This is a genomic window from Haloleucobacter ellipsoideus, assembly GCF_052491725.1.
Genome location: NZ_JBQWAR010000016.1, coordinates 12504 through 36782, shown reverse-complemented (window position 1 = coordinate 36782; position 24279 = coordinate 12504). Strand labels below are relative to the sequence as shown.

Below are 24279 nucleotides of genomic sequence, written 5' to 3'. Positions count from 1 at the left end.
ATGAGAATGCTCTCACGCCATCGCCGCTATCTTGGGGCTGTTGTTGCCGGTTTTACCGGCCTGTTGCTGCTTTCCAATGTCATTCCGGACCCTCTGGGCCGGTGGGAGGCGCGTACGGAATACAACCCCTCGGCCTCCTGGGATGTGCGTCTGCAACAGGGGTTGCGCATTGCGGGGGAGTATCTGAATGACAATTTCGGCTTCCGCGCCACCATTCCGCTGATGTTGCGCAACTTCCGCGAGGAGGTGTCCTCGCCCGATACCAACAATGTCTATACGGGCCGGAACGGGCAGTTCTTCTGGGGGAGGGAGGGTGCACCTTTCCAGTCCTCCGGGGCACTGGTGCGCACGCAGGATGTGGAGCGCTTCGTCTTCATGATTGGCGAGATGCAGCGCATTCTGGGCCCGCGCGGCACGAAAATCGTTGTCGCCCTGCCGCCGAATGCCCAGTCTGTCGATCTGGATGAGCTGCCGCCATGGCATGACGCGCTGAATTACCCCACCACGGAATATCAGCTCGCGCTGGACGGGTTGCGTGCCGAGGGCGTGACCACGGTGGACCTGCGAGAGGTGCTGCGCGAGGCGCCCAAGCCGCGCTTTCTGGAGACCGACACCCACTGGAATGTCCGCTCTTCCATGCTGGCCTTCAATGCGGTGATGCGCGCCGCGGACAAGCCCGGCTGGCAGCTGGATATGAACACCATGCTGGGCCACATGTATGAGATTCCCGCCGGTGATCTTCTGCGCACCATGCGGATGCCGCCGGACATCAAGACCCACAATTTTGCGCCGAATGTCCCCGTACGCGCATCTGCTCCCCGGCCAGACCCTGCGCTGCTTCATCACAATGTGCACCCGGCCTTCCGTTCTGTGGCCTTCGATTATGCGAAGACCGGGCCGCGCGTGCTCATCATGGGCGATTCCTTCACAGGCGGCTTCTGGGCCAATCTGTTCGTGAATTCCGATGCAAGCGTGGTGGCATGGATGCACGCATCCCGGCTCGTCACCGGCTCATGTGATTTCAATTTTACGGATATTGAGCGCTTTGCGCCGGATATTCTGATCTATGCCCGCACCGAGCGCTTCTTCCCCTGCGAGGCGGGGGACTGGCCCACCGGGCTGCCGCGCCCCGGCATGAGGGGCTGGCCGGAAGGCGCCGCCCCTTAAGCTGTCCGCCCTGTAAAAAAGGCTGGCCGCAGGGCATGCGCCAGCCTTTTCGGTTATGCGATATGGCTCCTGGGTGCCTGTGGGCGGGCCAGCCTCAGAGCGCAAAGCTGGTGCCGCACCCGCAACTGGCTACCGCCAGCGGGTTCTGCACCTTGAAGGCAGCCCCCATCAGGTCCGAGACATAATCGAGTTCCGAGCCGCGCACATAATCAAGCGAGATGGCATCCACCACCAGCTTTGCGCCATTTTTCTCGACGACATAATCATCGTCATTCTGCTCGGTGGTGATGTCATATTTGTAGGAGAAGCCGGAGCACCCTCCGCCTTCCACGCTCAGCCGCAGGAAAGACCCTTGAGGTTCCTTGGTCATGATCTGGCTGATCTTGCGCGCGGCCTTGTCGGTGATGGAAAAAGCCGTGGGCTCCGAAGCGTGCGTGGTAATGGGCTGTGTGGCATTCATGGTATCGACTTTGCGAACAGAAGCTGGCAACTCCCCTGAAAGGTAAGGGCAGGGCGGCAGAATTTAAAGGGCATGCGGCGTATTCCGCTTGCCGGAGTGACGCGCAACTGTCATCCGGGCGGTATCAACTGCCCTTGCGCGGCGTGACAGGGCGCGGACGGGACATGGGGTGAGGGAGGGTGCGGCATGGCGGTTTCCGGTGCGAAGCTTCGCGTTCTGTGGTCATCGGACCCTTATGCGTCTCGTGGCCGTCTGGTGGCGGAGGAGGACAGCCCGCCCCGCAGCGCCTTCCGCCGCGATTGTGACCGGGTGATCCATTCCACGGCTTTCCGCCGTCTGCGTCACAAGACGCAGGTCTTCAGCTTCAATGAGGGGGATCATTACCGCACGCGGCTGACCCATACGCTGGAGGTGGCGCAGGTGGCGCGTTCCATCGCCCGTGCTCTGGGGCTGGATGAGGATCTGGCCGAGGCGCTGGCTCTCTCGCATGATCTTGGCCACCCTCCCTTCGCCCATGCCGGAGAGCGGGCGCTGAACGACTGCATGAAGGAGCAGGGCGGGTTTGACCATAATGCCCAGTCTCTTCGCGTGGTCACGCGCATCGAGCGCCGATATGCGCGGTTTGACGGGCTGAACCTCACATGGGAGACCCTTGAGGGAATCGCCAAGCACAATGGTCCGCTGACCGACCGGGAGGGCAATGGCATCGGCCGCTATGCCTCCACCGGCCTGCCTCACGCCTTTGCCGCCTATAATGAGCAGCAGGATCTGGAATTGTGGAGCCATGCGGGCGCAGAGGCGCAGGTGGCCGCCATTGCCGATGACATTGCCTATGATGTCCATGATCTGGATGACGGCATCCGCGCCCGCATGTTCACGCTGGATGACCTGACCACACTGCCGCTGGTGGGGGATGCGGTTCTGGAAGTGCGCACGCTGTATCCGAACCTTGAAATGCCCCGCGCCGTGGGTGAGGTGTTGCGCCGTGTCATCACCCGTTTCATCGAGGATGTGGTGCTGGAGAGCGAGAATCGCGCCGCCCGGTCTGGCGTTGCAAGCGCTCAGGATGTGCGCGCTCTCGGGCACCCCCTCGTCGGCTTCAGCCCGGAGGTGACCCGGGCGGAGCAGGCGCTGAAGGGCTTTCTCTATCCGCAGATGTATCGCCATGCGCGGGTGGAGCGGGTCATGGCGGATGCCCAGCAGGTCGTGCGTGACCTGTTCGCCCATTTTCTGGCCCATCCGCACGACATGCCGCCTTCCTGGCATGACGATCTGGAGAGCCTGAACGACGAGCGCCTCGCCCGCCGGGTGACAGACTATATCGCCGGCATGACGGACCGTTATGCCCTGGACCAGCACGCCCGTTTTTTTGACACGACGCCGGATCTGCGATAGGCGCGACCCCGGCCAATCGATCGGAATACCCCATGAACGTTTATGCGATCTTCGCAGTGCATGTGCGCGAAGCTGTCGCCGCCCTCGCTTCCGAGGGCCTCGTGCCTGCCGGGCTTGATCTTTCCCGCGTGGTGGTGGAGCCCCCGCGTGATGCGAGCCATGGCGATCTTGCGACCAATGCCGCCATGGTGCTGGCCAAGGAAGCGCGCATGAAGCCGCGCGATCTGGCCGAGCGCATCGTGGAAAAGCTTGCCGCCGCTCCCCATGTGATCAAGGTGGATGTGGCCGGCCCCGGCTTCATCAATATCACGCTGGAACCCTCCTTCTGGCCCACCGTGCTCGCCGCCGTGCTGGAGCAGGGCCGGGATTTCGGGCGCACCAGCCTTGGCGCCAATGCGCCGGTGAATGTGGAATATGTCTCCGCCAACCCCACCGGCCCCATGCATGTGGGCCATTGCCGGGGCGCGGTGTTTGGGGATGCCATGGCCCGGTTGCTGGCTTTTGCCGGCTTCGCCGTCACCAAGGAGTATTATATCAATGATGCGGGCGCACAGGTTGATGTGCTCGCCCGCTCCGCTTTCCTGCGCTATCGCGAGGCGCTGGGCGAGGACATCGGCACGATCCCGGATGGACTTTATCCGGGTGACTATCTCGTTCCGGTCGGTCAGGTGCTGGCGAAAGAGCATGGTGACAGGCTGAAGGCCCTGCCGGAAGCCGAATGGCTGCCGCTGGTACGCGATGTGGCCATTGATATGATGATGGCCGCCATTCGTGAGGATCTGGCCGCTCTTGGCATCAGTTTCGATGTGTTCTTCTCCGAACGCTCCCTCTCGCGCGGGGGGGAGGACAAGGTCGCGGCCACAATCGAGAGCCTGCGTGCTTCGGGAGAGGTTTATGAAGGCCGTCTTCCGCCGCCCAAGGGCGCGCCTGCGGAAGACTGGGAAGACCGCGAGCAGACCCTGTTCCGCTCCACCGCCTTTGGTGACGATGTGGACCGCCCGCTCATCAAGTCGGATGGCAGCTACACCTATTTTGCGGGCGATATTGCCTATCACAAGAACAAGGTGGACCGCGGTTTCCTCAAGATGATCGACGTCTGGGGCGCGGACCATGGGGGCTATGTGAAGCGCATGCAGGCGGCCGTGAAGGCTGTCAGCGCGGGCAGGGCCGATCTGGATGTGGAGCTGATCCAGCTCGTGCGCCTGCTGCGCAATGGTGAGCCGGTTCGCATGTCCAAGCGGGCAGGATCTTTCGTCACCCTGCGCGATGTGGTGGATGAGGTGGGCCGGGATGCGGTGCGCTTCATGATGCTGTTCCGCAAGAATGATGCCTCGCTGGACTTCGATCTCGCCAAGGTCATCGAGCAGTCACGCGAAAACCCGGTTTTCTATGTGCAATATGCCCATGCGCGTGCCTGTTCCATTCTGCGCAATGCCCATGCCACGCTGAGCGATCTGCCCGCCGAGGCGCGTGCCTATGGCTCTGCCGCTCTGGTGCGTCTGGATGATGAGGGAGAGCAGGGGCTGCTCAAGCGTCTGGCCTCCTGGCCGCGCCTTGTGGAGCAGGCGGCCAGCGCGCGCGAGCCGCACCGGATCGCCTTCTTTCTGCATGAGCTGGCCAGTGATTTTCACGGGCAGTGGAACAGAGGAAAAGACCTGCCTCATTTACGCTTCATTATAGAGAATGATCGAGAGTTGACCTCGGCTCGCCTGGCATTGGTTCATGGCGTGGCTGCGGTACTCGCCTCCGGTCTGGATATATTGGGGGTAGAGGCCGTCGAGGAGATGATCTAGCCGCTCGTTCGCGGTTCCCAGGCAGCAGGTCGCGCCGGGTCCGTGCCGCCTGCCCGGGTGGAAAGTGCATCGAGCGGCATCGCGTGATATCGAGGCGACATGAGCGACGACAGCAGGTTCCGCTACCGGCGCGAGGACGGTGCAGGGCAAGATGGGCGACGGACACCGGCTTCGCCGCCCGTGCCGCCGCCCGCGCGCCCGGTTTCGGGGCCGGCCGCGCCGCCCCGCACCCCTCCCGCACCGCCGCCCCGGCCTGCGGAGCGTCCGCCGGTTCGTCAGGTGCGTGCGCCGGCTCCCACGCCTGCCGCACCCGGCGGAGCTGACCCACTCGCGGAGCTTGCCCGCCTGATGGATGAGCAGGATGCGTTCGCGCCCCCGCCTCGCCCGCAGCCGCGCGGAACAGAGCCGGTTCCCCCGCGGCGGGACCCCTCCAGGATAGAGGAATTGCGGGCAGAGGCCGCCCGGCTTGAGGCCCTGCGCGCCAAGCAGGCCGCCGCCCGGCAGGCCCCTCCACGTGCGCCTGGGCCGCCGCGTGCACCTGAGCAGAAACCGCAGGACTATGCGCAGGAGCGCCAGTTGCGGGAAGCACAGGTGCGTGAGGCCCATGCACGCCAGTTGCGCCAGCAGCAGATTGAAGAACGTCGCGAGGCCGCGCGGCAGGAACTGATGCGCCAGGAGCAGGCCCGTCAGGCCCAGGCGCGCCAGATCGCCAACCGTCGTGAGCTTCCTCCGCCTGATTCGGCCCCGCGGGCAGATGTGCGTCAGGATCGCCCTCCCGCACCCCGCACGGCGCCCCCCCGTCCTTCAGGCGCAGAGGCATATGAGGCTGAAACCGGCACCCGCCGTGAGAGCCCCGCCCAGCGCCCCGAGCCGCCCGCCTTCCTGATGGCCGGGCGGACACGCCCTGCAACTCCGGGGCTGGATGAGCCACAGGCACTCGATCCGCGTCAGGTGGCGGCGGCAGAGCGTGCCGCGCGCGTTGCCGCCCGGCAGGATATTTCTGCCGAACGCCCGGCCTATGGCGCAGATGAGCGCGCCCGGCAGCCGGATCCGCGCACCGCAGCACCGCAGCGCCGGGCCCCCAGCCTGCAAAGCCCGCCCCAGCGCACTTTGCTGACCCCGCCCTCCACGGCGGACCGGGTTGACGAGAACGGGAATTCCGTTCGTCTGGGTTATGGGTCTCTGGCTCATCAGCGGGCCGTGCAGCAGGAACGGGAGGCTCAGGCCGCTGCCCGGCCGCGGGAGGACGAGTTCTCCCCGGGCGCTTATCGCGAACCGCCACCCCCGCCGCGCCCCGCGCCAGCGCCTGCGCGCGAGGAGCCGGCCGGAAAGCCGGACAGCGCGAACTATGCCTATTCGGCCACACGCCGCGAAAGCGAGCAGTATGGCTATGATGAATATGACGACCGCTATGATCCCGAATATGCCGATGACGGCTATATGCCGCCGCATGGGGAGGAGATCTATGATGGGGAGCAGCGCCGCAGGAAGGGTCGCCGCGCCGTTCTTGCCGTTGCAGCGGGGCTTGCAATCGTCGTGCTGGGCACGGCCGGTGTCTTTGCCTATCGGATGGTAACGGGCGGAACGCTCATCGGCTCCGGCAGCACGCCGCCGGTCATTCGTGCCGATACCAACCCCAGCAAGATCATTACCCCGCCTTCCGCGCCTGATCCGCAGCAGAAGATGATCTATGATCGCGTGGGTACTGCGGGTGCAGACGAGCAGGTGCTGCCGCGTGAAGAGGCTCCGGTGGATGTGTCCACGGTGGCCGCTCCGCGCGCGACGCCGCCCGAGGGCATAACCCCGGAAACCACGGAGCCGAAGCGGGTGCGCACATTGACCGTGCGTGCGGATGGCACCGTGGTCGAGGATGGCGGAGCGACGACTGTCGCGCAAAATACCGAAAGCCCCCTGAGCGAGCCGGAGGCGGATCTCCCGGCGGCGGCCAGCACGGGCGGGAATGGCTTTGTCGTTCAGGTGGCCTCCCAGCGTTCCGAGGCGGATGCACAGGGCTCCTGGAAGGCATTGCAGACGCGCTATCCCAACCTGCTCAGCAGCTATACAGCTTCCGTGAAGCAGGTGAATCTGGGTGAGCGGGGCATCTATTATCGTGCTCAGGTCGGCCCCTTCGCCAGCCGCGATGAGGCGAACAAGCTGTGCCAGAGCCTGCGCGCTCAGGGCGGCGACTGCGTCGTCAATCGCGAATAGGCTGGCCAACTGCTTGGCCCATGAACAAAAAAGGCGGCGCCCCATGATGGAGCGCCGCCTTTTTCATCTTTTGCCGCAAGATCAGGCGGCAATCAGGGGCACGCCCAGCCGGCCGGCCAGATCCTGAATATACTGATAGGCAGTGCGCCCGGAGCGGGAGCCGCGCGTTGTGGCCCATTCCAGCGCCTCGGGCCGCCAAGCGGCTTCCTCGATCGGCAGATTGTGATGCGCGATATAGGCGGCGACCATCGCCAGATATTCATCCTGGCTGCATTTGTGGAAGCCAAGCCACAGGCCGAAACGGTCTGACAGCGACACCTTCTCCTCAATCGCCTCGCCGGGATTGATGGCGGTGGAGCGCTCATTATCCATCATGTCGCGCGGCAGGAGGTGGCGGCGATTGGAGGTGGCATAGAACAGGACATTCTCGGGCCGCCCCTCGATGCCGCCTTCCAGCACGGCTTTGAGGGATTTGTATGAGGTATCATCGGTATCAAACGAGAGGTCGTCGCAGAACACGATGAACCGGTGATGGGAACCGCGGACCAGAGCCATCAGGCCCGGCAGGGTCTCGATATCCTCGCGGTGAATCTCGATGAGCTTCAGGCGCGGGCCATCCTTGGTGTCCAGCGTCTTGTTCACCATGGCGTGGGCGGCCTTCACCAGCGAGCTCTTGCCCATGCCGCGCGCACCCCACAGCAGGGCATTATTGGCCGGCAGGCCATGAGCGAAGCGGCGGGTGTTTTCCAGAAGCTGCTCGCGTGCACGGCTGATGCCCTGCAGCAGCTCCATCTCGACGCGGTTGACCCGCGCCACGGGCTCAAGATGAGCCGGATTGGCCTGCCATACAAAAGCATCAGCGGCATCCAGATCCGCCATGGATGGCGGCTGCGGGGCCAGACGCTCGAGAGCATTCGCAATGCGGACCAGCGTCGCGAGGGTGTTCTGGACAGTTTCAGAATCCAATTGAGCAGACATGCGTATTCCTCCGCCCATGGGGATAGATCCGGGTGCGCCTGACTGCAAGCGTGATCCGACGGCCATATTCCGGATGGTCTCACAGGGTTGTGTGGTGAGGTTCAGGTTGCATCACAAGCTCGCCTTAACTTCTTTCTACCAGAGTGAAACGGACGCGCATGAATGTGGGGCTTTTGCCGGGGGCCGTGCGGCACTCATTCGCGAAAGGCAGAGCTTATGCGAGTAAAACGGAATATCCGTTCAGTAGATGTAATGGCGGGCGCCTTCATGCTGCCTGCCTTGCTGGTTCCACTCTCCGCCAATGCCGGGGAGGTGGTGTCTTCCGCCAGCCGTGCACTGAATGCGAACGGCTCAACCTCCATGAACTATTCCACCAGCCTGGATGAGCTGGGGGCGACCTTCGGGCTGAACATGTCCGCACCGCCGGCAAGCATCGCGCCCCAGCCGGTGCCGGGAGTGGATTCGGTGAGTGGCACGGCCTATGCCCGCGTCTCGCTTTCCAGATTGCCGGAATGGTTGATGTGGCAGAATGGGGCGGTGAATCTTGTCATCAATCCCACAGCGGAAGAGAGTCGCATCGGCACGAACTTCTCCCGGTCATGGGTTGTCACCGATGGTCTCAAGGCCACGCTGGCGGATAGCTATGCCGTGACGCACAGGCTTTCCGGAGACAGCAGCTGGAAAACTGACAAATCCCTGAGCGTGAAGCTGGAGAATACGGGCACAACCCTCTCCATCGCGACCTCTGTCACGGATAGTGCGCATAATTTTCAGCATCGGCTGTCCGCCCGCCAGAATATTTTCGGCAATCTGAATGTGACCACCAGCCTGACGGACACGGGCACGAGCTATGACAAGAGCATCCGCGCCGGCCTGTCGCACCGCTGGTGAGATGTGACGGCGATAGTGCGCCGCTACTGGATCAGCCCCAGCGTGATGAGGGTGAGGACAATGTAACGGCCGGCCTTGGCGAGGGTCACCAGCAGGACAAAGCTCCAGAAGGGCTCGCGCATCACACCGGCCGCCACGGTCAGGGCATCGCCCACCAGGGGCATCCAGCTCAGCAGCAGGCTCCAGCGCCCCCACCGTCGATACCAGCCTGAGGCCCTCTCAAGCCCCTTCTCGCTCACAGGAAACCAGCGGTGATGGCGCAGGTGCTCGACACCCACGCCCATCAGCCAGTTGATGACAGAGCCTGCGACATTGCCCGCTGTCGCGACCAGAACAAGCGTGACCGGATTGTAGTTGCCCAATGCCAGAAGGCCCACCAGCACAGCCTCGGACTGCGCGGGCAGAAGGGTTGCGGCAATGAAGGCGACCGCGAACAGCCCGGCGAGGGGAAACAGATCTTCCATGGCCCTCCCGCCCGGATCAGCCGCAGCGCGTCTCAGCCGGCAGCACCGGCCTCATCGCGTCTCTGAAGCAGGCGCACAGCAACCAGAAGCGCGTAAGCTGCAAGGCTGCCGCCGATCACGATGGCAAAGCCATAGGGATTATAGGCATCCATGCCCGCGCCCGTGAGCGGGGGGCCGACAATGAGGCCGACGGAATACATCATCACGAAAGCCGCATTGGCGGCGGCCAGATCCCCGCCATGGAAACGCGCGCCCAGATGCGCAAGCCCGACGGTATAGAGTGAACCAACCACGCCTGTGGCCAGAAACACCATGGCGAGAAAGGCAAAGCTATGCGCATCGAGAAGGGTGAGGCAAAAGCAGCCCGCGCCCCCGAGCGCCGAGCAGCCGCACAGCAGAAGGCGACGATCCACCTTGTCGCTGACAAGGCCCAGCGGAATCTGGAAGGCGACATTGCCCATCACGGCGATTGTCAGCAGCAGGGAGGCACTGGCCTCCGGCAGGCCAAGCCGCATGCCATAGACCGGCAGGAAGCTGAGGACCGATGTCTCCATCGCCCCGAAGACCAGCGCCGCCAGAAGGGCGGTTGGGGAGCGGCGCAAAAAGGTGAAAATGCCGTGGCTGGAATTGTCCGCGATGGCGGGCGCCATGCCGCGTGCAAACAGGATGGGCAGCGCGCCAGCCAGCAAAACAAGCGCACCGGCGACATATGGGGTCCAGCCGGTCGAGCCCAGAATGCTCAGCATCACCGGCCCCAATGCCGCGCCGATTGAAAGCGCCGTGGCATAGATGCCCATGATCAGGCCGCGCCGATGGGGCGGGGCCACGGCATTGATCCAGAACTCACTGACAACGAACAGAACGCACAGCGCCCCGCCGAAAATGAAACGCAGCGGAAACCAGAGAATGAAGGAGGGCACCGCCTTGAAGGAGAGAAGGCATATGGCGGTGACAATCGTTCCCGAGATGAGCAGCGCGCGCGCCCCCATGGTGCGCACCATGCGGGGCACGAAGGGCGCGAGAATGATGGTTGCAAGGCCCGCAACCGCCGTGTTGAGCCCGATCAGGGTGCTGGAGATGCCGCGCGATTCCAGTTCCAGCGCCAGAAGCGGGATGGACAGGCTGAGACCCACGCCCACGACGGCGATGGCGGATATGGCGATGGCTATCGAAGCCGCCTGGCTCATGGCCGTCTGGCTTGTCGCCTTGGGCGGCGGGACTGGGGCGTGCATGGATCGGTTTTCTGTTCAGGCAATCAGGGTCCGCACCATGCGGCCATGGCGCATGGCATAGGAAGGCACCGGCAGCCGTGGATGGAAGCCGGCCTCGAACCGTGCGGCCAGCTCCTCGATGACGACATGGGTGACGGTCGGAAGCTCCATGGACCGTGTTTCCTCGAAGGTCAACCAGCGCAGGTCCACGAATTCCCTGTCCGGCCCCACCATGCCCGGCACTTCCCCACAGATGGTGGCCGCATCGGCCACGAAGAAGCGGGTGTCGAAGCGGCGCGGCCGGCGTGGCGGCGTAATGGCGCGGGCCACAAAGGTCAGCGCGCCCAGATCAGGATAGATGCCATGCTGCCGGAAGGCGTCCCAATCCTCACAGGGAACTTGCGGCGCGCCCAGATCGGAGCAGCCCAGAAGCAGACCGGTTTCCTCATAAAGCTCGCGTATGGCGGCTGTGGCAAGCCCGCGTGCCCGTGCCGCGCTGGGGCGCTGCACGCCGCTCATCAACCGGCGTTCGCTGTCTGAATCGAGTACGCCATAAACAGGCATGGACTTGTCGAAACTCTCCAGCCGGCCGCCGGGGAAGACGAAGAAATTCGGCATGAATTTCATGTCCGGGTGGCGGCGGCCCATCAGGAGGCGGGGCTGGCGCCCCTTGCGATCAACCACGATGATGGCGGATGCATCACGCGGGCGCATATAGTTCGAGTTCTGTCCCCGCTCATCCTTGAGCAGTCTGTTCATGTAATCCTGCATGTCGGTCATGCGCGTTCAACTCTCTCTGGGCGCGGACGTCAGATCCATCCGGGGATGGATCTATTTCTTCCGGCCGACCTTGTTCCGGCCGGGGCCGGGGGAACGTCCGGCTTTCGGGCGCCCAGCCGGGCGGGCGGAGCGGCGCTGGGCGCCTTTCAGCCTTGTGCCTTCCGAAAGCAGCTCGAAGCGCAGGGCGCCCGCAACAGGGGCGGCTTCTATCAGCTTCACCTCCACCCGGTCACCTATGCGGTGCATTTCGCCGGAGCGGGAGCCGATCAGGGCCTGCCGGGCTTCATCAAAGTGGAAATAATCCGCCCCGAGCGTGGCGGCGGGAATGAAGCCGTCTGCGCCGGTGTCATCCAGGGAGATGAACAGGCCCGCCTTGGTGGCTCCGGAAATCCGGCCATTGAAGGTGGCTCCCACCTGATCGGCCAGATGATGGGCGATCAGCCGGTCCACGGTTTCCCGCTCCGCCGCCATGGCGCGCCGCTCTGTCACCGAGATGGCCGCGGCGACCTCGCCGAGCATGGCCGGGGTGGTTTCCTCCGGCAGCCCGTCCGTTCCCAGCCCCAGTGCGCGGATAAGCGCACGGTGGGCGACAAGGTCCGCATAGCGGCGGATGGGAGAGGTGAAGTGCGCATATCGGCGCAGGTTCAGGCCAAAATGCCCATAATTTTCGGAGACATATTCCGCCTGACACTGGCTGCGCAGAATGACCTGATTGACCAGCGGTTCAAGATCGCTCGTCTCGACCTGATGCAGGATGCGGTTGAAATGCGCTGGGCGCACCGCATCCGTGCGGGGCAGGGCGATGTCGATGGTCTTGAGGAAGTCCCGCAGCGCGGAGAGTTTTTCCAGCGAAGGTGCATCATGCACGCGATAGATGAGCGGAGAGCGTTTCTCCTCCAGCATCTCCGCTGTCGCGACATTGGCGAGGATCATGAATTCCTCGATGAGCCTGTGCGCATCCAGCCGCAATGGCACGGTCACCCGGTCCACCGTGCCTTCTGGCGTCAGCACGATCTTGCGCTCCGGCAGATTCAGTTCAAGCGGCTCGCGCTGGTCCCGCGCCCGTTTCACGGCGGCATAGGCGGCATAAAGCGGCTTCAGGACGGATTCCAGAAGCGGCCCCGTGGTGTCATCGGTGCGGCCTTCAATGGCATCCTGCGCCTGTGCATAGGCGAGACGGGCGGCGGAGCGCATCATGATGCGGTGGAAGCTGTGGCGGCGCTTGCGGCCATCCGCGCCGATCACCATCCGCACGGCCATTGCCGGGCGATCTTCTTCCGGGCGCAGGGAGCACAGATCGTTCGAGATCCGCTCCGGCAGCATGGGCACGACCCGGTCCGGGAAATAGACCGAGTTGCCGCGCAGCAATGCCTCGCGATCCAGCGCCGAGCCAGGGCGGACATAGGCGGCGACATCGGCAATGGCGACGGTCACGATAAAGCCGTCCGGATTGGCGGGGTCGCTGTCCATTGCCGCATGGACAGCGTCGTCATGGTCCTTGGCATCGGGCGGATCGATGGTGATGAGCGGCAGCTGTCGCCAGTCCTCACGCCCTTTCAGCGTGGCATGGCGTGCCGCCTCGGCCTCCTTCACCACCGCTTCGGGAAAGACATGGGGAATGGAATGGGCATGCAGCGCGATGAGGCTGACAGCCTTCTCATGCTTGAGTGAGCCCAGCTTCTCCTTCACCCGCGCCATGGGCAGGCCGAAAACCCGCTGGCGCAGAAGCTCGACGCTGACCAGATCGCCATCGCTCGCACCACCTTCGGCACCGGGCGGCACCATCAGTTCACGTCCGGCGGCCTTCTTGTCTATGGGCACGATGCGCCCGCCACCTTCCAGATGGCTGTGGAAGATGCCGAGGGTCTGTTTGCGGGCCTTTTCCAGCACCTTGATGATGCGCCCGGCATAGATGTTCCCCAGTTCCGGGCTGCCTTCCACAATACGCAGCAAGACCCGGTCTGCCAGTCCCGGCGCGGGCGTTTTGGCCGGGCGGCGGCCATTGGTGCGGGGAATGCGCACGATGATGCGGGGCGCCTCGCCATGCTCCTCGCTGTCCCACTCCACCGGGGTGGCGACAAGCTCTCCATCCGAATCGCGCCCGGTAATATCCGCCAGAACGACGCCCGGCAGCGATCCGGGCACATGCAGCTTGCGCTGGCGCCGGTCCACCGTGCCTTCATCGGCCAGCTCGCGCAGCATGGCTTTCAGCTCCACCTTCTGCGGGGCGGAAAGGCCGAAGGCGCGCGCAATATCCCGCTTGCCCACATCGCCGCCATGAGAGGCGATGAAGGCCAGTATTTCCTTCTTTGACGGCATCTCGCCATTGGCGCGGGGGGCGAAGACAAACGCTTCCGCATTCGCCTGCTCTGCCGCCGCGCGCTTGCGTGCGGCGCGGGTTTTGGAAGGACGGGAGGGGGCGGGCGTGGCGGTGCGCTTGGTGGGGCGTTTAGGCAATGTCTGGCGGTTCCATGCAAGGACGCCCGGATGAAGCGTCGCGGTGAGCATAATCAGGCTGCGCCGAAATGCGAGGGGGCGCGGTTTTTTCTCGTTTCATCCGCACGGGCAGGGCAGGCGGCCGGCTTGTGGATAGCTTGTCGCGAGGCGCTGAAAACCCCGCCAGCGCATTTTGGCCCTCACGCTGCCGCTTTCACGATGCTAAGAGGGGGTAACGTCGAGTTAAGGTTTTTTCGCCGTCGAGGCCGTTTTGGATCACCGCACGCCCCGTACTTCTGAATTGCTTGCAGCTGTTCTTTCCTCCCAGGAGGGAGACAAGGTGGCTATCGGCGATCTGGTCAATGCCCTGCGCAATCGTGCGTTCGGCATCCTGTTTCTGCTGTTTGGCATTCCAAACTGCATTCCCATGCCGCCCGGCATACCCGTCATCTGCGGCATCATTCTGGCTCTCATCGGGCTTCAGATGGCGCTGGGGCGGCATGATCTGTGGCTGCCGGATGTGATCGCAAGGCGAACCTTCTCCCGCGCCATGCTGGAAAAGGTCGTCAACCGCTCGCGCCCCTATATCCGCAAGTTCGAGAACTGGTCCCAGCCGCGTTATGCGCATGTGTCCGGTCCGCTGGGGCGGCACCTGATCGGGGCGACCGTGGTCGTGCTGGGGCTGGTGCTGGCCTTTTTGCCGATTCCCTTCTTCGGCAATATCCCGCCGGGAATCGCGGTCTGCATTCTTGGCCTTGGACTTGTGGAGCGGGATGGGCTCATCATCATGGTGGGCTATGTTGCAAGCATTCTCGCCCTTATCGCGCTGGCCTTCATGGCATGGGCGCTCTGGAAGGGCGCGCTGGCCATCATCTGATGCGCGCCTGTTCTCATATGCCTCCGGTCTGGTCCGATGCGTGTTGACGCCTTTGATTTCGAGCTTCCGCCCGAGCGGATCGCCCTGCGCCCCGCCGAGCCGCGTGAAAGTGCCCGCCTGCTGGTGGTGCAACCCGGTGGCGCGGAGGAGCTGACGGATGCGCATGTGCGCGATCTGCCCTCCTTTCTGCATGCCGGTGATGTGCTGGTGGTGAATGATACCCGCGTCATCCCCGCAGCGCTGAATGGCATACGCAGCCGTGAGGGCGGCAGTGATGTGCGCATAGAGGCCAATCTGGTGAAGCGGCGTGATGGGCGCGTCTGGACGGCCTTCGCCAAGCCCGCCAAGCGTCTGCGCATCGCAGATGTGATCCGTTTCGAGGGCGCGGAAGGGATGGAGCTGGAAGCCACTGTCACCGAAAAGCGCGAGGCGGAGGTGGACCTGTCCTTCGCCCTCTCCGGTGCGGAGCTGGATGCGGCCATTGCCAGTGTCGGCCATATGCCGATTCCGCCCTATATCGCCGCCCGCCGCGCCGAGGATGCGCGTGACCGGACAGACTACCAGACCCTGTTCGCCGCCGTTGATGGCTCTGTCGCCGCCCCCACCGCCAGCCTGCACTTCACCCCGGCCCTGATGGGGGAGCTGGAGGCCAAGGGCGTCGAGGTGGTGCGCGTAACCCTGCATGTGGGTGCGGGCACCTTCCTGCCCGTAAAGGCCGATGACACGGAAGGCCACACCATGCATGCGGAGTGGGGGGAGGTTTCAGCCGAGGCCGCCGCCGCACTGAATGCCGCAAAGGCGAGGGGCGGGCGCATTTTCACTGTCGGCTCCACATCCACCCGTCTGGTGGAAAGTGCCGCCAGCGCGGATGGTGTGGTCAGCCCCTTCATCGGCGAAACGGATATCTTCATCACCCCCGGGTACCGCTTTCGCGCGGTGGATGCGATGATGACCAATTTCCATCTGCCGCGCTCCACACTGGTGATGCTGGTGGCGGCCCTTGTGGGGCATGAAACGCAAAAGCGCGCCTATGCCCACGCCATTGCCACCGGCTATCGCTTCTATTCCTATGGCGATGCCTGCCTGCTTCTGCCACAAACAGCCCCATGATGACTGAAAATACTGCTTCCAAGCCTGACACCTTCTCCTTCACCATCACCGGCAAGAATGGCGCGGCCCGCACCGGTTATGTCTCCACCCCGCGCGGGCGCATCCGCACACCGGCCTTCATGCCTGTGGGCACGGCTGCGACGGTGAAGGGGCTCTATTTCAATCAGGTGAAGGAAGCCGGTGCGGATGTGGTGCTGGGCAATACCTACCACCTCATGCTGCGCCCCGGTGCCGAACGTATTGCCAGGCTCGGCGGGCTGCATCGCTTCATGGGGTGGGACGGGCCGATCTTGACCGACTCCGGCGGCTTTCAGGTGATGTCCCTCTCTTCACTGCGCAAGATGAGCGAGGAGGGAGTCTCCTTCCGCTCCCATGTGGATGGTGCGCCCTATATGATGTCGCCGGAAAGGTCCGTCGAAATTCAGGGGCTTCTGGGCGCAGATATCCAGATGCAGCTGGATGAGTGCGTGAAGCTCCCCTGCTCGGATGAGGATACCGAGCGCGCCATGCGCCTCTCCCTGCGCTGGGCCGAGCGCTCCAGGCGGGCCTTTGAGCTTCAGCCCAAGGGGCGGGCCATTTTTGGCATCGTGCAGGGCGGGGCTTCCAGAACCTTGCGGGTGGAGTCGGCCCAGGCGCTGGCGGATATGGATTTCCCCGGCTATTCCATTGGCGGCCTTGCGGTGGGTGAGCCGCAAGAGGTGATGCTGGAGATGATCGAGACGGTGGAGCCGCACCTGCCATCCACCAAGCCGCGCTATCTGATGGGCGTGGGTACTCCGGATGATCTCCTTGAATCGGTTGCCCGTGGCGTGGACATGTTCGATTGCGTGATGCCCACCCGCTCCGGCCGCCATGCCCTGGCCTTCACCCGCTTTGGCCGCATCAATCTGAAGAATGCCCGCCACGCCGATGACCCGCGCCCGCTGGATGAAACCAGTGAGTGCCCCGCCATGCGGGACTATTCACGCGCGTATCTCCATCATCTCATCCGCTGCAATGAAATGCTCGGCTCCATGCTGCTGACATGGGCGAACACCCATTATTACCAGCAGCTCATGGCCGGTGCCCGCGCCGCTATCGCCGAGGGGCGCTATGCCGATTACATGGCGCAGACCAAGGAGGGCTGGGCACGTGGTGATATCGCTCCATGGCAGGGATAGGCTTTGGGCAGCATGACGCACCTGTCGATACCATTTCAGCCTGACATTGCACGGATCATGACGTAAGGTCATCTGAGCCGGGAGAGCTGCTTGCATGGATACTTTCTTCGCCGCATCCAAACTGTTCTGGTTTTTCGCCGCCCCTTCAAATGCACTCGTTCTGCTTTTGGCGCTGGCGGTGGTGATGCTGGTGATCGGCTGGAGATGGATCGGGCGGGTCTTTCTGGTGGTGTCGGTCGGCGGGCTTGTGGTCTTTGGCTTCTCCCCGCTGGCGAATTACATTCTTTCCCCGCTTGAAGAGCGGTTTCCGCAGTTTCACGATGACGGGCGGCCCATTACCGGCATTCTGGTGCTGGGTGGCGCGGAACTGCCGGATATTGGCCTTGCACGGGGGCAGCCGGCCTTTTCGGAAGCGGGTGAGCGCATCATCATGTTTGCCGAATATGCCCGACGCTATCCGGAGGCGCGGCTCGCCTTCATTGGCGGCAGTGGTGCGCTGATGCCGGAGGGTGTGGGGCGTGAGGCGCAGATGATGCGTGAGAGCCTGACAGCTCTGGGTATTGATCCCGCCCGTGTGGAGCTGGAGGAATATTCCCGCAACACGGCCGAGAACGCCCTGTTCGCCAAGAGGCTGCTTCAGCCCAAGGCGGGTGAGAACTGGCTGCTCATCACCAGCGCATTCCATATGCCGCGCGCCGTGGGCTGCTTCCGGGCGGTGGATTTCCCCATCATTCCGGCACCGGTCGATTTCCGAACCGTGAGCACGGAGCGGCTGAACGAAATGTTCTCGCGCGCCGCAAGCGGACTGGATTTTACCGATGTCAGCGTGAAGGAATGGGTCGGCCTCATCGCCTATTACATGACAGGTAAGACCGACGCCCTGTTTCCCGCACCAAAGCCGTGATCTGAACCGGGCAGGGCGATGTTGTCGGCCGTGCGCGCCCGGCCCGGCGGCATGTCGTCTGGTTCTGATTTAGCCGTTCCGCGGAAGCCCCAGCCGATACACCCCGCGCAACTGCGCCGGATCTATCGGCTTGCCCTTGCGGTAGATCAGAAGCTGGCCGGCCTCTGCGAGCTGGAGCGCCACACGCCGCACCTCCGGCAGAACCTGTTGCCATTTTTCACCGGGGGCCACCGCCTGTGCGACATCCATCGGTGCCAGTGTGCGGCCGGCAGGGCAGGCGGCTGCAAGGCGCAGAATGGCCTCTTCAATCTCTTTCGGCAGGCCGGAATGATCGATGGCGGAAGATGTCGCGCTGGAATCAGCGCCGGGAGCAGGATGTGTCATGCGTCTTTGGTAGGGGCAGTTTCGCCGTTTCCACAATGCCGACCTTCGGGGGAGTGCGGCATTTGTGCGCGAAATGCACAGAAGCATGCCCTCTCATTTGCTCCGGCCATGGATCTGGCATCTGGAACATGCGTTTACCCTGAATTCAGGCAGGAATGTGGAGAAGGCACGGCCGGCCTGCCTCCCCCTTGCCACACGGTTTATGAAATCTTAAAAGAGCGTGGTTCCGTTCATCTTTCATGATGGATGGGGCACTCGTGCAATGAACTGCTGATTCACATCATGAATGTTGTCCAGACTCGCTCCTGCTGGGGTGTTGCGCGCACCGCGCTCACCGTCTTTCTCCTGGGAGTTGCTGTTGTCTATCTCTTCGGAGGGTTTGATCCCTCCGCGCTGAATGTGAAGTAGGTCATCGAAGCGTTTTCTGGCTGCATACCGCGCTCCTGAACGGTGGGTTCCGGTTCGGGAGCTGGGCGATGTGGCAGCCGGCCATGGTTTCCTTATTCTGACTGATCCGCATCCGGACAGGGCATGAGAGCGTTTTCACGCATCATGTCCTGTCCGCGCGCCTCCATTTGGCTTTCCCATTTGCGGCAAGGGCGTTATCAGAGGGGCATGGCTGTCAATCTTCTCAAGCTGTGTGTCGGCGTTTCAGACATTGAAGAGCTGGAAGGCTGGATTGGGGAACGCCGGGCTCTGGCCCTGAAAGCTGGCGTGCCTTTCGAGCAGACCCACACCACCCGCATGGTACCCAACCGTGCTGAGGAGCTGCTGGATGGTGGCTCTCTCTATTGGGTCATCCGCGGGGAAATCTCTGCGCGCCAGAAACTTCTTGATATTCGCCCCTTTGTGGATGGCGAAGGCATCCGCCGGTGCGCTCTGGTGCTGGAGCCTGAGGTGGTGCGTGTGGTTCCGCGTCCTTCCCGTCCTTTTCAGGGCTGGCGTTATCTGAAAACGGAAGATGCCCCGGCGGATCTGGCGCAGGCTGGAGAAGCGCTGGCGAACATGCCAGAAGAGATGCGCCGGGAACTGGCGGCCCTCGGTCTGCTTTAAAGACTTTCCGTAAGGGCCATCCGGCCTTGTAGCTTCTTCTGCAACCAGTAGACTTCACCACCGGGCCGACTCAGTGCCCATTCATCTGTTCCGGCCATGCACGCGCAAGCTGGCCAGGCAGATTGCCGGAAACTCGCGGGGGAGTTTTTCATGGCGCCATACAGGCTTGAAGCCTTTATCCGGAATGGCCCGCTGGCCGGGCCGCATGTATTGGGCACCTCTGTTCCGCAATCAGGGCGGGAGTGAGGGATATGGCGTCTGCGCCTCCAAATCTGCCTCAGGACAGCTGGCTCGGCCGGGTGCTGCGCTTGCGCAAGGAGAAGGCTCCGCCACATCCTGCACCGGTGCGGCGCTCTCCCAATCCTCCCCCCATCAAGGAATCCGCCCCTGCACAGAATGATGTGCGGACCACTTTCAGCCGGGCCACGGAACTGCATCGTCAGGGCCGCTTTGAAGAAGCTATCGCGCTCTATCGCGGGCTTGTGCAAGCGCAGCCCGCCCGGCTGGATATCCAGCGTTTGCTGACATTTGCGCTCCTGCAGGCCGGGCAGGCAAAAGAGGCCATGGCCTGTGCCCGCCATGCCTGTGAGATGCACCCCGCCCGCCCCGAAGCCCATCTGCTCGTGGGGGCCGTGCAGCAGGTCAAGCGCGACTGGCTCGGCGCTCTGGAGACATATGAATCCGTTCGGCAGATGGCCCCTTCCTGTGGAGAGGCAAGCTATCTGGCGGGGAAGGTGCTGGCCAGCCTTGGGCGTCATGCCGAGGCGCTGGAGCGTTATACGCAGGCGCTTGAACTGGACCCTACCGCCACGGATGCCCGCATTCATCGCGCCCGCGCCTTTGCCCGGCTTGGCCGGGAGGCCGAGGCGCTGGAGGATTGTGACCGCCTTGTTGCGGCCCAGCCCAAACAGGTGTCTCACCTGCTTCTGAAGGGCGGCATTCTGCTGGATGCAGGACGCCACGAACAGGCCATGGTTGTTGCCGATGAAGCCCTTGCCCTCTCCCCCCGCCTTTTTGAGGCGCATTTTCTGCGCGGGCAGGGCCTTGAGGGGCTGGGTGCATATGAAGAGGCGCGCAAAGCCTTCAACATGGCGCTGAGCTGTGCGCCACAGCGTTATGAGGTGCTGGCCCGCCTTGCGGGGCTGGAGCGGCGGCGGCATCAGCCGGGCTTTTCTGCCGCGCTGTGCGATATCGCCCTCGCGCTCGACCCTGATAATATCGATGTCCATTATGAACGTGCCGCTGCCCGGCGCGAGCTTGGGCAGCTTTGTGAAGCGCTGGACGATATAGAGGCCGTTCTGAAACATGTGCCGGATGAGGTGCAGGTTCTGGCGCTCAAGTCACAATTGCTGCTGGATCTTGGGCAAGTGGATGAGGCGCGCACCTGCATGGATACCGCCTTTCTGGCCGATCCATCTGCCCCCTTCATTCAGTATCTTCGCGCCAGGGACAATCTGGCCCGGCGGAACTGGAGCGAGGGCTGGGCGGGCTTTGAAAGCCGGCTTCCATTCGCTCCACTCTCTCACGAAGCGCTGCCATTTTCCCGCTGGAACGGCTTGGACAGGCCGGGTGACCTGATCGTGGTGGGGGAGGCGAGCCTTTCGGAAATGCTCCTCTTCGCCCGGCTTCTGCGCACATTGTGTGATCAGGGCCTGAGGGTACATCTTCTGGTTCCGCCTGAACATATGGCCCTGCTGCGACGGGTGGATGCGCGGGTGCAGGTCATCAGTGACATCAGCCAGATCGACCCTCTCACGCCCGGGCTGTTCTGGGTGCCGATGGGCAGTCTGCCCGGCCTCATCTCCCCCGATCCGGCAGGATGGCCTCGCCCGCCATATCTTCCGGTTGATTCCGAGCGGGTCGTGCGCTGGCGCTATCTTCAGGAGGATGCACCTGAAAAGCTGCGTATCGGCATTTGCTGGGCGGATGATGCCGCCCGGCCAGAGAATGCGGGTCGCTCCATCCCCCTTTCCGCCTTTGCGCCACTGGCTCAGATGCAAGATGTGCAGCTCATCAGCCTTCAGGCCGGTCCGGGCGCGGCGGAGCTGGACCATGTGCCTTTTGCAGATCGCATCATCCGCCTTGATCCCCGGCGGGATGCCGATGGCGCCTTTATTGATACCTCCGCCATCCTGCAGCATCTGGATCTTGTCGTGACTGGAGACCTGGCCCTGAGCCATCTGGCTGGCGCGCGCGGCCGGCCTGTCTTCACCGCCTTGCGCATCGCCCCCCGGTGGTATTGGGGATATGAGGGGGCGCATACCCCCTTTTATCCAGACATGACCCTGTTCCGGCAAAGCCGGGTGGGAGAGTGGGGTGATGTGTTTGCCCGCATCGCCGAATCTGTCACCACCCGCCTTGATGAGCGCCGGGCAGCCGTGCAGGCCATCATCAGCTCTTCATGAAAGCATGCCTTCCATTATGGGGCTGATGCCCTTTCCGATGTTGCCGGCTTTCCACATTTTGGCGCTTGAGAGCGGTTTCACCTGTGGAACATGTCTCTATGCCTTGCAAAACCGTCTCCGGTTCGGCATAGGAGGGGAACCGGAGACGTGGCCGAGAGGCTGAAGGCACTCGTTTGCTAAATGAGCAGACCCCAAAAAGGTCTCGAGGGTTCGAATCCCTCCGTCTCCGCCATTTCGGTATAAAACCGGGAACGCCGATTCCCGCCGTCTTCCCTCCTTTCGCAGCTACCAGCGTCCGCAATAGGTGCTTTTGGTCCCATGATGCGGATTGCGCCCTTCGCGACCTAGACACGCTGCGCAAAGGTTCGGACGTGTTCCCGCCGATATCTCCGGCGCGGTGTCGTTAGCCAATCTTCGACGCCTGATCGCCCTGGAACTTCAGGAAGCGTTCCCGGAGCCGGAGGCTGGGGAACTGGACAGTGGAGGCGTCGGCGGGAGTGATGACCGGTGGGCAGGCCCGATCATGCTATTCGGCTGGAAGGCGGCGGTTATCGCCGCGACCATCTGCGCGCGCTCGCCCAGCGTGTCGGGGTCGCGAAGGGCGAAATTCGCATCATGGGATCGAAGTCCGGCTGCTACAGACGCTTGTGGCAGGAAGTGGCGGGCCGAAGACGAAGAAACGGAGAACTACACCTACGCTATAGCCCCCTAAATAGAGATACGAGAAATTGACTCAAAATAAGTAGAAGTTTTATGCATCTTTCAGATGGAATGCACGCCGAGCCGGGCGTTCGACGCTAGGTAACCTGAGCGGCAAAAGGGGTGTGACCGTCTTGAGTTGTCAGGCATCAAATATGGCTAGCATCTTCTCAATCTATTCATGGCTGCAAGGCAAAGATGCGCCAGTTCTCAACTCATCCTCTCCCTCTTTTTGGTCTTCGGCAGCTTGATGTCCATGGCATCGTCACTATTGGCGTCATCGCCGTCGATCAGCCCGTCATCATAGCTCTCGACTTCACCCTCTTCGATTTTGTGGGTCGGGAAGGAAATATAGTCCAGCGCGTCCGGGTTGAAGAACGCGGTGCGATGATAGCCCTCATATGGTAAGCAGATCATGTTCGGTTCGTCGTTTTGGCCGTAGGGATAGTGGATATCAATAAGAGGCTCGATGCATTCGAAAAGGTTGCAATCGATATAGGCGATTTCCCGTCGCTTGCCGGTCGAGAACTGGACCGTCACCGTGTGAGCTAGAGCCACAATCTCATCGGTTTCCGCCGCTCTCGTGGCTTTCTCAATCGCGAGGTTCTCAGGTTTGATGGCACCCTCAGCGACCAACTCATCGAACTGCTCGTCGGTAATCATGATCTGGCGTTGGACGCGCTCAACATCGTCCTTAGCAAAATCCGATGTGTAGTCGCCTCCTGCAACCTCTTCATCTCGAATGGCCTCGACGATGGCCCAGTCGCGCGTGTCAGGCATCTGGATTGGTGTTGCCAGTTTATAGTCCTGATGATCCGGCCCGTAGGTGTCATAAGCTTCACTGGAAAAATAGAACTCGGAGATGGCCTTGTGCCGGATCGCCACGGTGCGGTTACCCAAGTCCTTGATAACGATGAACCGCTTGTCGCTCTGCAACTCTTCATAGGCTTGCGCGCGCGCCTCTTCCGAAATCGAAAGCACCAACGGCTCGCCGCCGCCGACGAAATGCACCGCACACTCACCGTAATATTGTAGCTCCAGCGGAGCCTCATCGTCATAGAACGCTGCCTTTTTCGGCGGGTGCCGACCAAGCAATTCCAATTCGGTGGTCTTGAAGTGCTTTGCCAGCTTGGCAAGGTGGCTTTTCGGGATCTCGGCCTTGCCGGTTTAGCGCGCCAACTCAATGTGAGGCGGCAAGCTGTCTACCAATGGCGCGCTGTTCCCCCCTCCCGTGTCCTTGAAGTGGAGCGCATCACCGGCGTTTCCCGCCATGATCTGCGCCCTGATTTGTTCGGCCCTGTGCCGGACATGTCCAGCCTCGCTCAACCCGACGCGCCGGGAAAGGTGCAAATTTCGGAAAATTGCGCATGACACAGGCACTGGAGCGTTCCGCGCGGCGGCATCGTCATGCCGATTATCTGGCCCTCAAGGGGGCGACGCGACGGCTGGTGGAGGCGTGCGGCGGGCAGGAATCTGCCGCCACGGTTACGCGCGTGGCCCCGCAAACCCTCAACAAATATGGCCACCCGCATGAGGGTGTTTTCGCGCCCGTGGATGTGGTGGCGGATCTGGAGGCCGATGCCGGTGATCTGCTGGTGACGCGGGCACTGGCCACTATCTCCGGGCATGTGCTGGTGCGCCTGCCGGAGGGGATCGAGGGTAGCGGGTGCTGGTATGGCCATATCGCAGATGTGGCGCAGGGGGCGGGGGAAGTGGTGCGCCGGCTCGGCGCGGCGCTGGCGGACGATGGCGAGGTGAGCGCGTGCGAAATTCGCGAGCTGCGCCTGCTGGAGCCGATCCGCGCCGCGATTGTCGATCTGGTGGAACTGGAAAGGGCTTTGGCTGTCATCAAGCGGGGGGCAGGAGAATGAGCCGTCATCCCTCTGAGCCCGCTGCGGGAACGC

At 62.9% G+C, this 24279-nt stretch carries 22 protein-coding genes and 1 tRNA gene; 15 read left to right on the top strand and 8 right to left on the bottom strand.

The features are described from left to right. Window positions 1–6: 6 nt before the first annotated feature. On the top strand, window positions 7–1167 hold the full coding sequence (locus tag ACT6QG_RS04645) for an alginate O-acetyltransferase AlgX-related protein (protein ID WP_444976412.1): 1161 nt from the start codon (window positions 7–9) through the stop codon (window positions 1165–1167). Window positions 1168–1261: 94 nt separating this feature from the next. Here the strand turns inward: ACT6QG_RS04645 and erpA are convergent, their stop codons facing one another. After that, window positions 1262–1627 (bottom strand): iron-sulfur cluster insertion protein ErpA, encoded by a 366-nt coding sequence (gene erpA / locus ACT6QG_RS04640; RefSeq protein WP_444976411.1) that lies wholly within the window; start codon window positions 1625–1627, stop codon window positions 1262–1264. Window positions 1628–1813: 186 nt separating this feature from the next. Between erpA and ACT6QG_RS04635 the strand changes: the two genes are divergently transcribed. The 3 genes from ACT6QG_RS04635 (at window position 1814) to ACT6QG_RS04625 (ending at window position 7023) form a co-directional block, all read left to right on the top strand. Continuing rightward, on the top strand, window positions 1814–3022 hold the full coding sequence (locus ACT6QG_RS04635) for a deoxyguanosinetriphosphate triphosphohydrolase (RefSeq protein WP_444976410.1): 1209 nt from the start codon (window positions 1814–1816) through the stop codon (window positions 3020–3022). 32 nt (window positions 3023–3054) lie between these two features. Further along, entirely contained in the window at window positions 3055–4815 is a 1761-nt protein-coding gene (gene argS, locus ACT6QG_RS04630) for an arginine--tRNA ligase (protein ID WP_444976409.1), read from the top strand. A 99-nt stretch (window positions 4816–4914) separates the two neighbouring features. Further along, window positions 4915–7023, top strand: coding sequence for an SPOR domain-containing protein (locus ACT6QG_RS04625; protein ID WP_444976408.1), 2109 nt, complete (start codon window positions 4915–4917; stop codon window positions 7021–7023). Window positions 7024–7104: 81 nt separating this feature from the next. On the opposite strand, the gene ACT6QG_RS04620 is transcribed toward ACT6QG_RS04625, so the two are convergent. Continuing rightward, on the bottom strand, window positions 7105–8001 hold the full coding sequence (locus ACT6QG_RS04620; protein ID WP_444976407.1) for an ATP-binding protein: 897 nt from the start codon (window positions 7999–8001) through the stop codon (window positions 7105–7107). A 267-nt stretch (window positions 8002–8268) separates the two neighbouring features. Between ACT6QG_RS04620 and ACT6QG_RS04615 the strand changes: the two genes are divergently transcribed. Next, window positions 8269–8892 (top strand): hypothetical protein, encoded by a 624-nt coding sequence (locus ACT6QG_RS04615; RefSeq protein WP_444976406.1) that lies wholly within the window; start codon window positions 8269–8271, stop codon window positions 8890–8892. Window positions 8893–8915: 23 nt separating this feature from the next. On the opposite strand, the gene ACT6QG_RS04610 is transcribed toward ACT6QG_RS04615, so the two are convergent. The 4 genes from ACT6QG_RS04610 to rnr form a co-directional block, all read right to left on the bottom strand. Further along, window positions 8916–9356: a YqaA family protein gene (locus tag ACT6QG_RS04610; protein ID WP_444976405.1), complete on the bottom strand. Its 441-nt coding sequence runs from the start codon at window positions 9354–9356 to the stop codon at window positions 8916–8918. 32 nt (window positions 9357–9388) lie between these two features. After that, entirely contained in the window at window positions 9389–10588 is a 1200-nt protein-coding gene (locus tag ACT6QG_RS04605) for an MFS transporter (protein WP_444976404.1), read from the bottom strand. A gap of 15 nt (window positions 10589–10603) precedes the next feature. Continuing rightward, window positions 10604–11326 (bottom strand): NUDIX hydrolase, encoded by a 723-nt coding sequence (locus ACT6QG_RS04600; protein ID WP_444976403.1) that lies wholly within the window; start codon window positions 11324–11326, stop codon window positions 10604–10606. A 72-nt stretch (window positions 11327–11398) separates the two neighbouring features. Continuing rightward, a complete protein-coding gene (gene rnr / locus ACT6QG_RS04595) occupies window positions 11399–13666 on the bottom strand; it encodes a ribonuclease R (protein WP_444976506.1) in 2268 nt (755 codons plus the stop codon). Between the two features lie 388 nt (window positions 13667–14054). On the opposite strand from rnr, the gene ACT6QG_RS04590 reads away from it, so the two are divergent. The 4 genes from ACT6QG_RS04590 to ACT6QG_RS04575 all read left to right on the top strand — a co-directional run bounded on the left by ACT6QG_RS04590 (window position 14055) and on the right by ACT6QG_RS04575 (window position 17834). After that, a complete protein-coding gene (locus ACT6QG_RS04590; RefSeq protein ID WP_444976402.1) occupies window positions 14055–14660 on the top strand; it encodes an exopolysaccharide biosynthesis protein in 606 nt (201 codons plus the stop codon). A gap of 36 nt (window positions 14661–14696) precedes the next feature. Further along, the gene (gene queA / locus ACT6QG_RS04585; RefSeq protein ID WP_444976401.1) at window positions 14697–15770 is read left to right on the top strand and encodes a tRNA preQ1(34) S-adenosylmethionine ribosyltransferase-isomerase QueA; all 1074 of its coding nucleotides are present in this window, start codon (window positions 14697–14699) and stop codon (window positions 15768–15770) included. After that, entirely contained in the window at window positions 15770–16930 is a 1161-nt protein-coding gene (gene tgt / locus ACT6QG_RS04580) for a tRNA guanosine(34) transglycosylase Tgt (RefSeq protein WP_444976400.1), read from the top strand. The genes queA and tgt overlap by 1 nt, the downstream gene beginning before the upstream one ends. 94 nt (window positions 16931–17024) lie before the next feature. Beyond that, the gene (locus tag ACT6QG_RS04575; RefSeq protein WP_444976399.1) at window positions 17025–17834 is read left to right on the top strand and encodes a YdcF family protein; all 810 of its coding nucleotides are present in this window, start codon (window positions 17025–17027) and stop codon (window positions 17832–17834) included. A gap of 69 nt (window positions 17835–17903) precedes the next feature. On the opposite strand, the gene ACT6QG_RS04570 is transcribed toward ACT6QG_RS04575, so the two are convergent. Next, window positions 17904–18218 (bottom strand): DUF3253 domain-containing protein, encoded by a 315-nt coding sequence (locus tag ACT6QG_RS04570; protein WP_444976398.1) that lies wholly within the window; start codon window positions 18216–18218, stop codon window positions 17904–17906. A 282-nt stretch (window positions 18219–18500) separates the two neighbouring features. Between ACT6QG_RS04570 and ACT6QG_RS04565 the strand changes: the two genes are divergently transcribed. The 4 genes from ACT6QG_RS04565 (at window position 18501) to ACT6QG_RS04550 (ending at window position 21908) form a co-directional block, all read left to right on the top strand. Beyond that, window positions 18501–18626 (top strand): hypothetical protein, encoded by a 126-nt coding sequence (locus ACT6QG_RS04565; RefSeq protein WP_444976397.1) that lies wholly within the window; start codon window positions 18501–18503, stop codon window positions 18624–18626. A gap of 207 nt (window positions 18627–18833) precedes the next feature. Continuing rightward, on the top strand, window positions 18834–19271 hold the full coding sequence (locus ACT6QG_RS04560; protein WP_444976396.1) for a DUF1489 family protein: 438 nt from the start codon (window positions 18834–18836) through the stop codon (window positions 19269–19271). A gap of 251 nt (window positions 19272–19522) precedes the next feature. Next, window positions 19523–21676, top strand: a complete 2154-nt coding sequence (locus tag ACT6QG_RS04555) for a tetratricopeptide repeat protein (protein WP_444976395.1) — start codon at window positions 19523–19525, stop codon at window positions 21674–21676. Window positions 21677–21817: 141 nt separating this feature from the next. Continuing rightward, a tRNA-Ser gene (locus ACT6QG_RS04550) sits at window positions 21818–21908 on the top strand. A 677-nt stretch (window positions 21909–22585) separates the two neighbouring features. On the opposite strand, the gene ACT6QG_RS04545 is transcribed toward ACT6QG_RS04550, so the two are convergent. Next, complete coding sequence (locus ACT6QG_RS04545) at window positions 22586–23476, bottom strand: hypothetical protein (protein ID WP_444976394.1); 891 nt, start codon at window positions 23474–23476, stop codon at window positions 22586–22588. Between ACT6QG_RS04545 and ACT6QG_RS04540 the strand changes: the two genes are divergently transcribed. Together ACT6QG_RS04540 and ACT6QG_RS04535 are read left to right on the top strand one after the other, a co-directional pair. After that, window positions 23456–23746: a transcriptional regulator gene (locus ACT6QG_RS04540; protein WP_444976393.1), complete on the top strand. Its 291-nt coding sequence runs from the start codon at window positions 23456–23458 to the stop codon at window positions 23744–23746. The two genes, ACT6QG_RS04545 and ACT6QG_RS04540, sit on opposite strands and share 21 nt — an antisense overlap. Further along, on the top strand, window positions 23743–24246 hold the full coding sequence (locus ACT6QG_RS04535) for a phage regulatory CII family protein (protein WP_444976392.1): 504 nt from the start codon (window positions 23743–23745) through the stop codon (window positions 24244–24246). Before ACT6QG_RS04540 ends, ACT6QG_RS04535 begins: the two co-directional genes overlap by 4 nt. The last annotated feature ends 33 nt before the right edge of the window (window positions 24247–24279 follow it).

Excerpts from the sequence above, each read along its gene's own strand:
- ACT6QG_RS04645 (WP_444976412.1), top strand. The coding sequence starts at position 7 with ATGCTCTCACGCCATCGCCGCTATCTTGGGGCTGTTGTTGCCGGTTTT.
- erpA (WP_444976411.1), bottom strand. The coding sequence starts at position 1,627 with ATGAATGCCACACAGCCCATTACCACGCACGCTTCGGAGCCCACGGCT.
- ACT6QG_RS04635 (WP_444976410.1), top strand. The coding sequence starts at position 1,814 with ATGGCGGTTTCCGGTGCGAAGCTTCGCGTTCTGTGGTCATCGGACCCT.
- argS (WP_444976409.1), top strand. The coding sequence starts at position 3,055 with ATGAACGTTTATGCGATCTTCGCAGTGCATGTGCGCGAAGCTGTCGCC.
- ACT6QG_RS04625 (WP_444976408.1), top strand. The coding sequence starts at position 4,915 with ATGAGCGACGACAGCAGGTTCCGCTACCGGCGCGAGGACGGTGCAGGG.
- ACT6QG_RS04620 (WP_444976407.1), bottom strand. The coding sequence starts at position 8,001 with ATGTCTGCTCAATTGGATTCTGAAACTGTCCAGAACACCCTCGCGACG.
- ACT6QG_RS04615 (WP_444976406.1), top strand. The coding sequence starts at position 8,269 with ATGCTGCCTGCCTTGCTGGTTCCACTCTCCGCCAATGCCGGGGAGGTG.
- ACT6QG_RS04610 (WP_444976405.1), bottom strand. The coding sequence starts at position 9,356 with ATGGAAGATCTGTTTCCCCTCGCCGGGCTGTTCGCGGTCGCCTTCATT.
- ACT6QG_RS04605 (WP_444976404.1), bottom strand. The coding sequence starts at position 10,588 with ATGCACGCCCCAGTCCCGCCGCCCAAGGCGACAAGCCAGACGGCCATG.
- ACT6QG_RS04600 (WP_444976403.1), bottom strand. The coding sequence starts at position 11,326 with ATGAACAGACTGCTCAAGGATGAGCGGGGACAGAACTCGAACTATATG.
- rnr (WP_444976506.1), bottom strand. The coding sequence starts at position 13,666 with ATGCCGTCAAAGAAGGAAATACTGGCCTTCATCGCCTCTCATGGCGGC.
- queA (WP_444976401.1), top strand. The coding sequence starts at position 14,697 with ATGCGTGTTGACGCCTTTGATTTCGAGCTTCCGCCCGAGCGGATCGCC.
- tgt (WP_444976400.1), top strand. The coding sequence starts at position 15,770 with ATGACTGAAAATACTGCTTCCAAGCCTGACACCTTCTCCTTCACCATC.
- ACT6QG_RS04575 (WP_444976399.1), top strand. The coding sequence starts at position 17,025 with ATGGATACTTTCTTCGCCGCATCCAAACTGTTCTGGTTTTTCGCCGCC.
- ACT6QG_RS04570 (WP_444976398.1), bottom strand. The coding sequence starts at position 18,218 with ATGACACATCCTGCTCCCGGCGCTGATTCCAGCGCGACATCTTCCGCC.
- ACT6QG_RS04565 (WP_444976397.1), top strand. The coding sequence starts at position 18,501 with ATGAATGTTGTCCAGACTCGCTCCTGCTGGGGTGTTGCGCGCACCGCG.
- ACT6QG_RS04560 (WP_444976396.1), top strand. The coding sequence starts at position 18,834 with ATGGCTGTCAATCTTCTCAAGCTGTGTGTCGGCGTTTCAGACATTGAA.
- ACT6QG_RS04555 (WP_444976395.1), top strand. The coding sequence starts at position 19,523 with ATGGCGTCTGCGCCTCCAAATCTGCCTCAGGACAGCTGGCTCGGCCGG.
- ACT6QG_RS04535 (WP_444976392.1), top strand. The coding sequence starts at position 23,743 with ATGACACAGGCACTGGAGCGTTCCGCGCGGCGGCATCGTCATGCCGAT.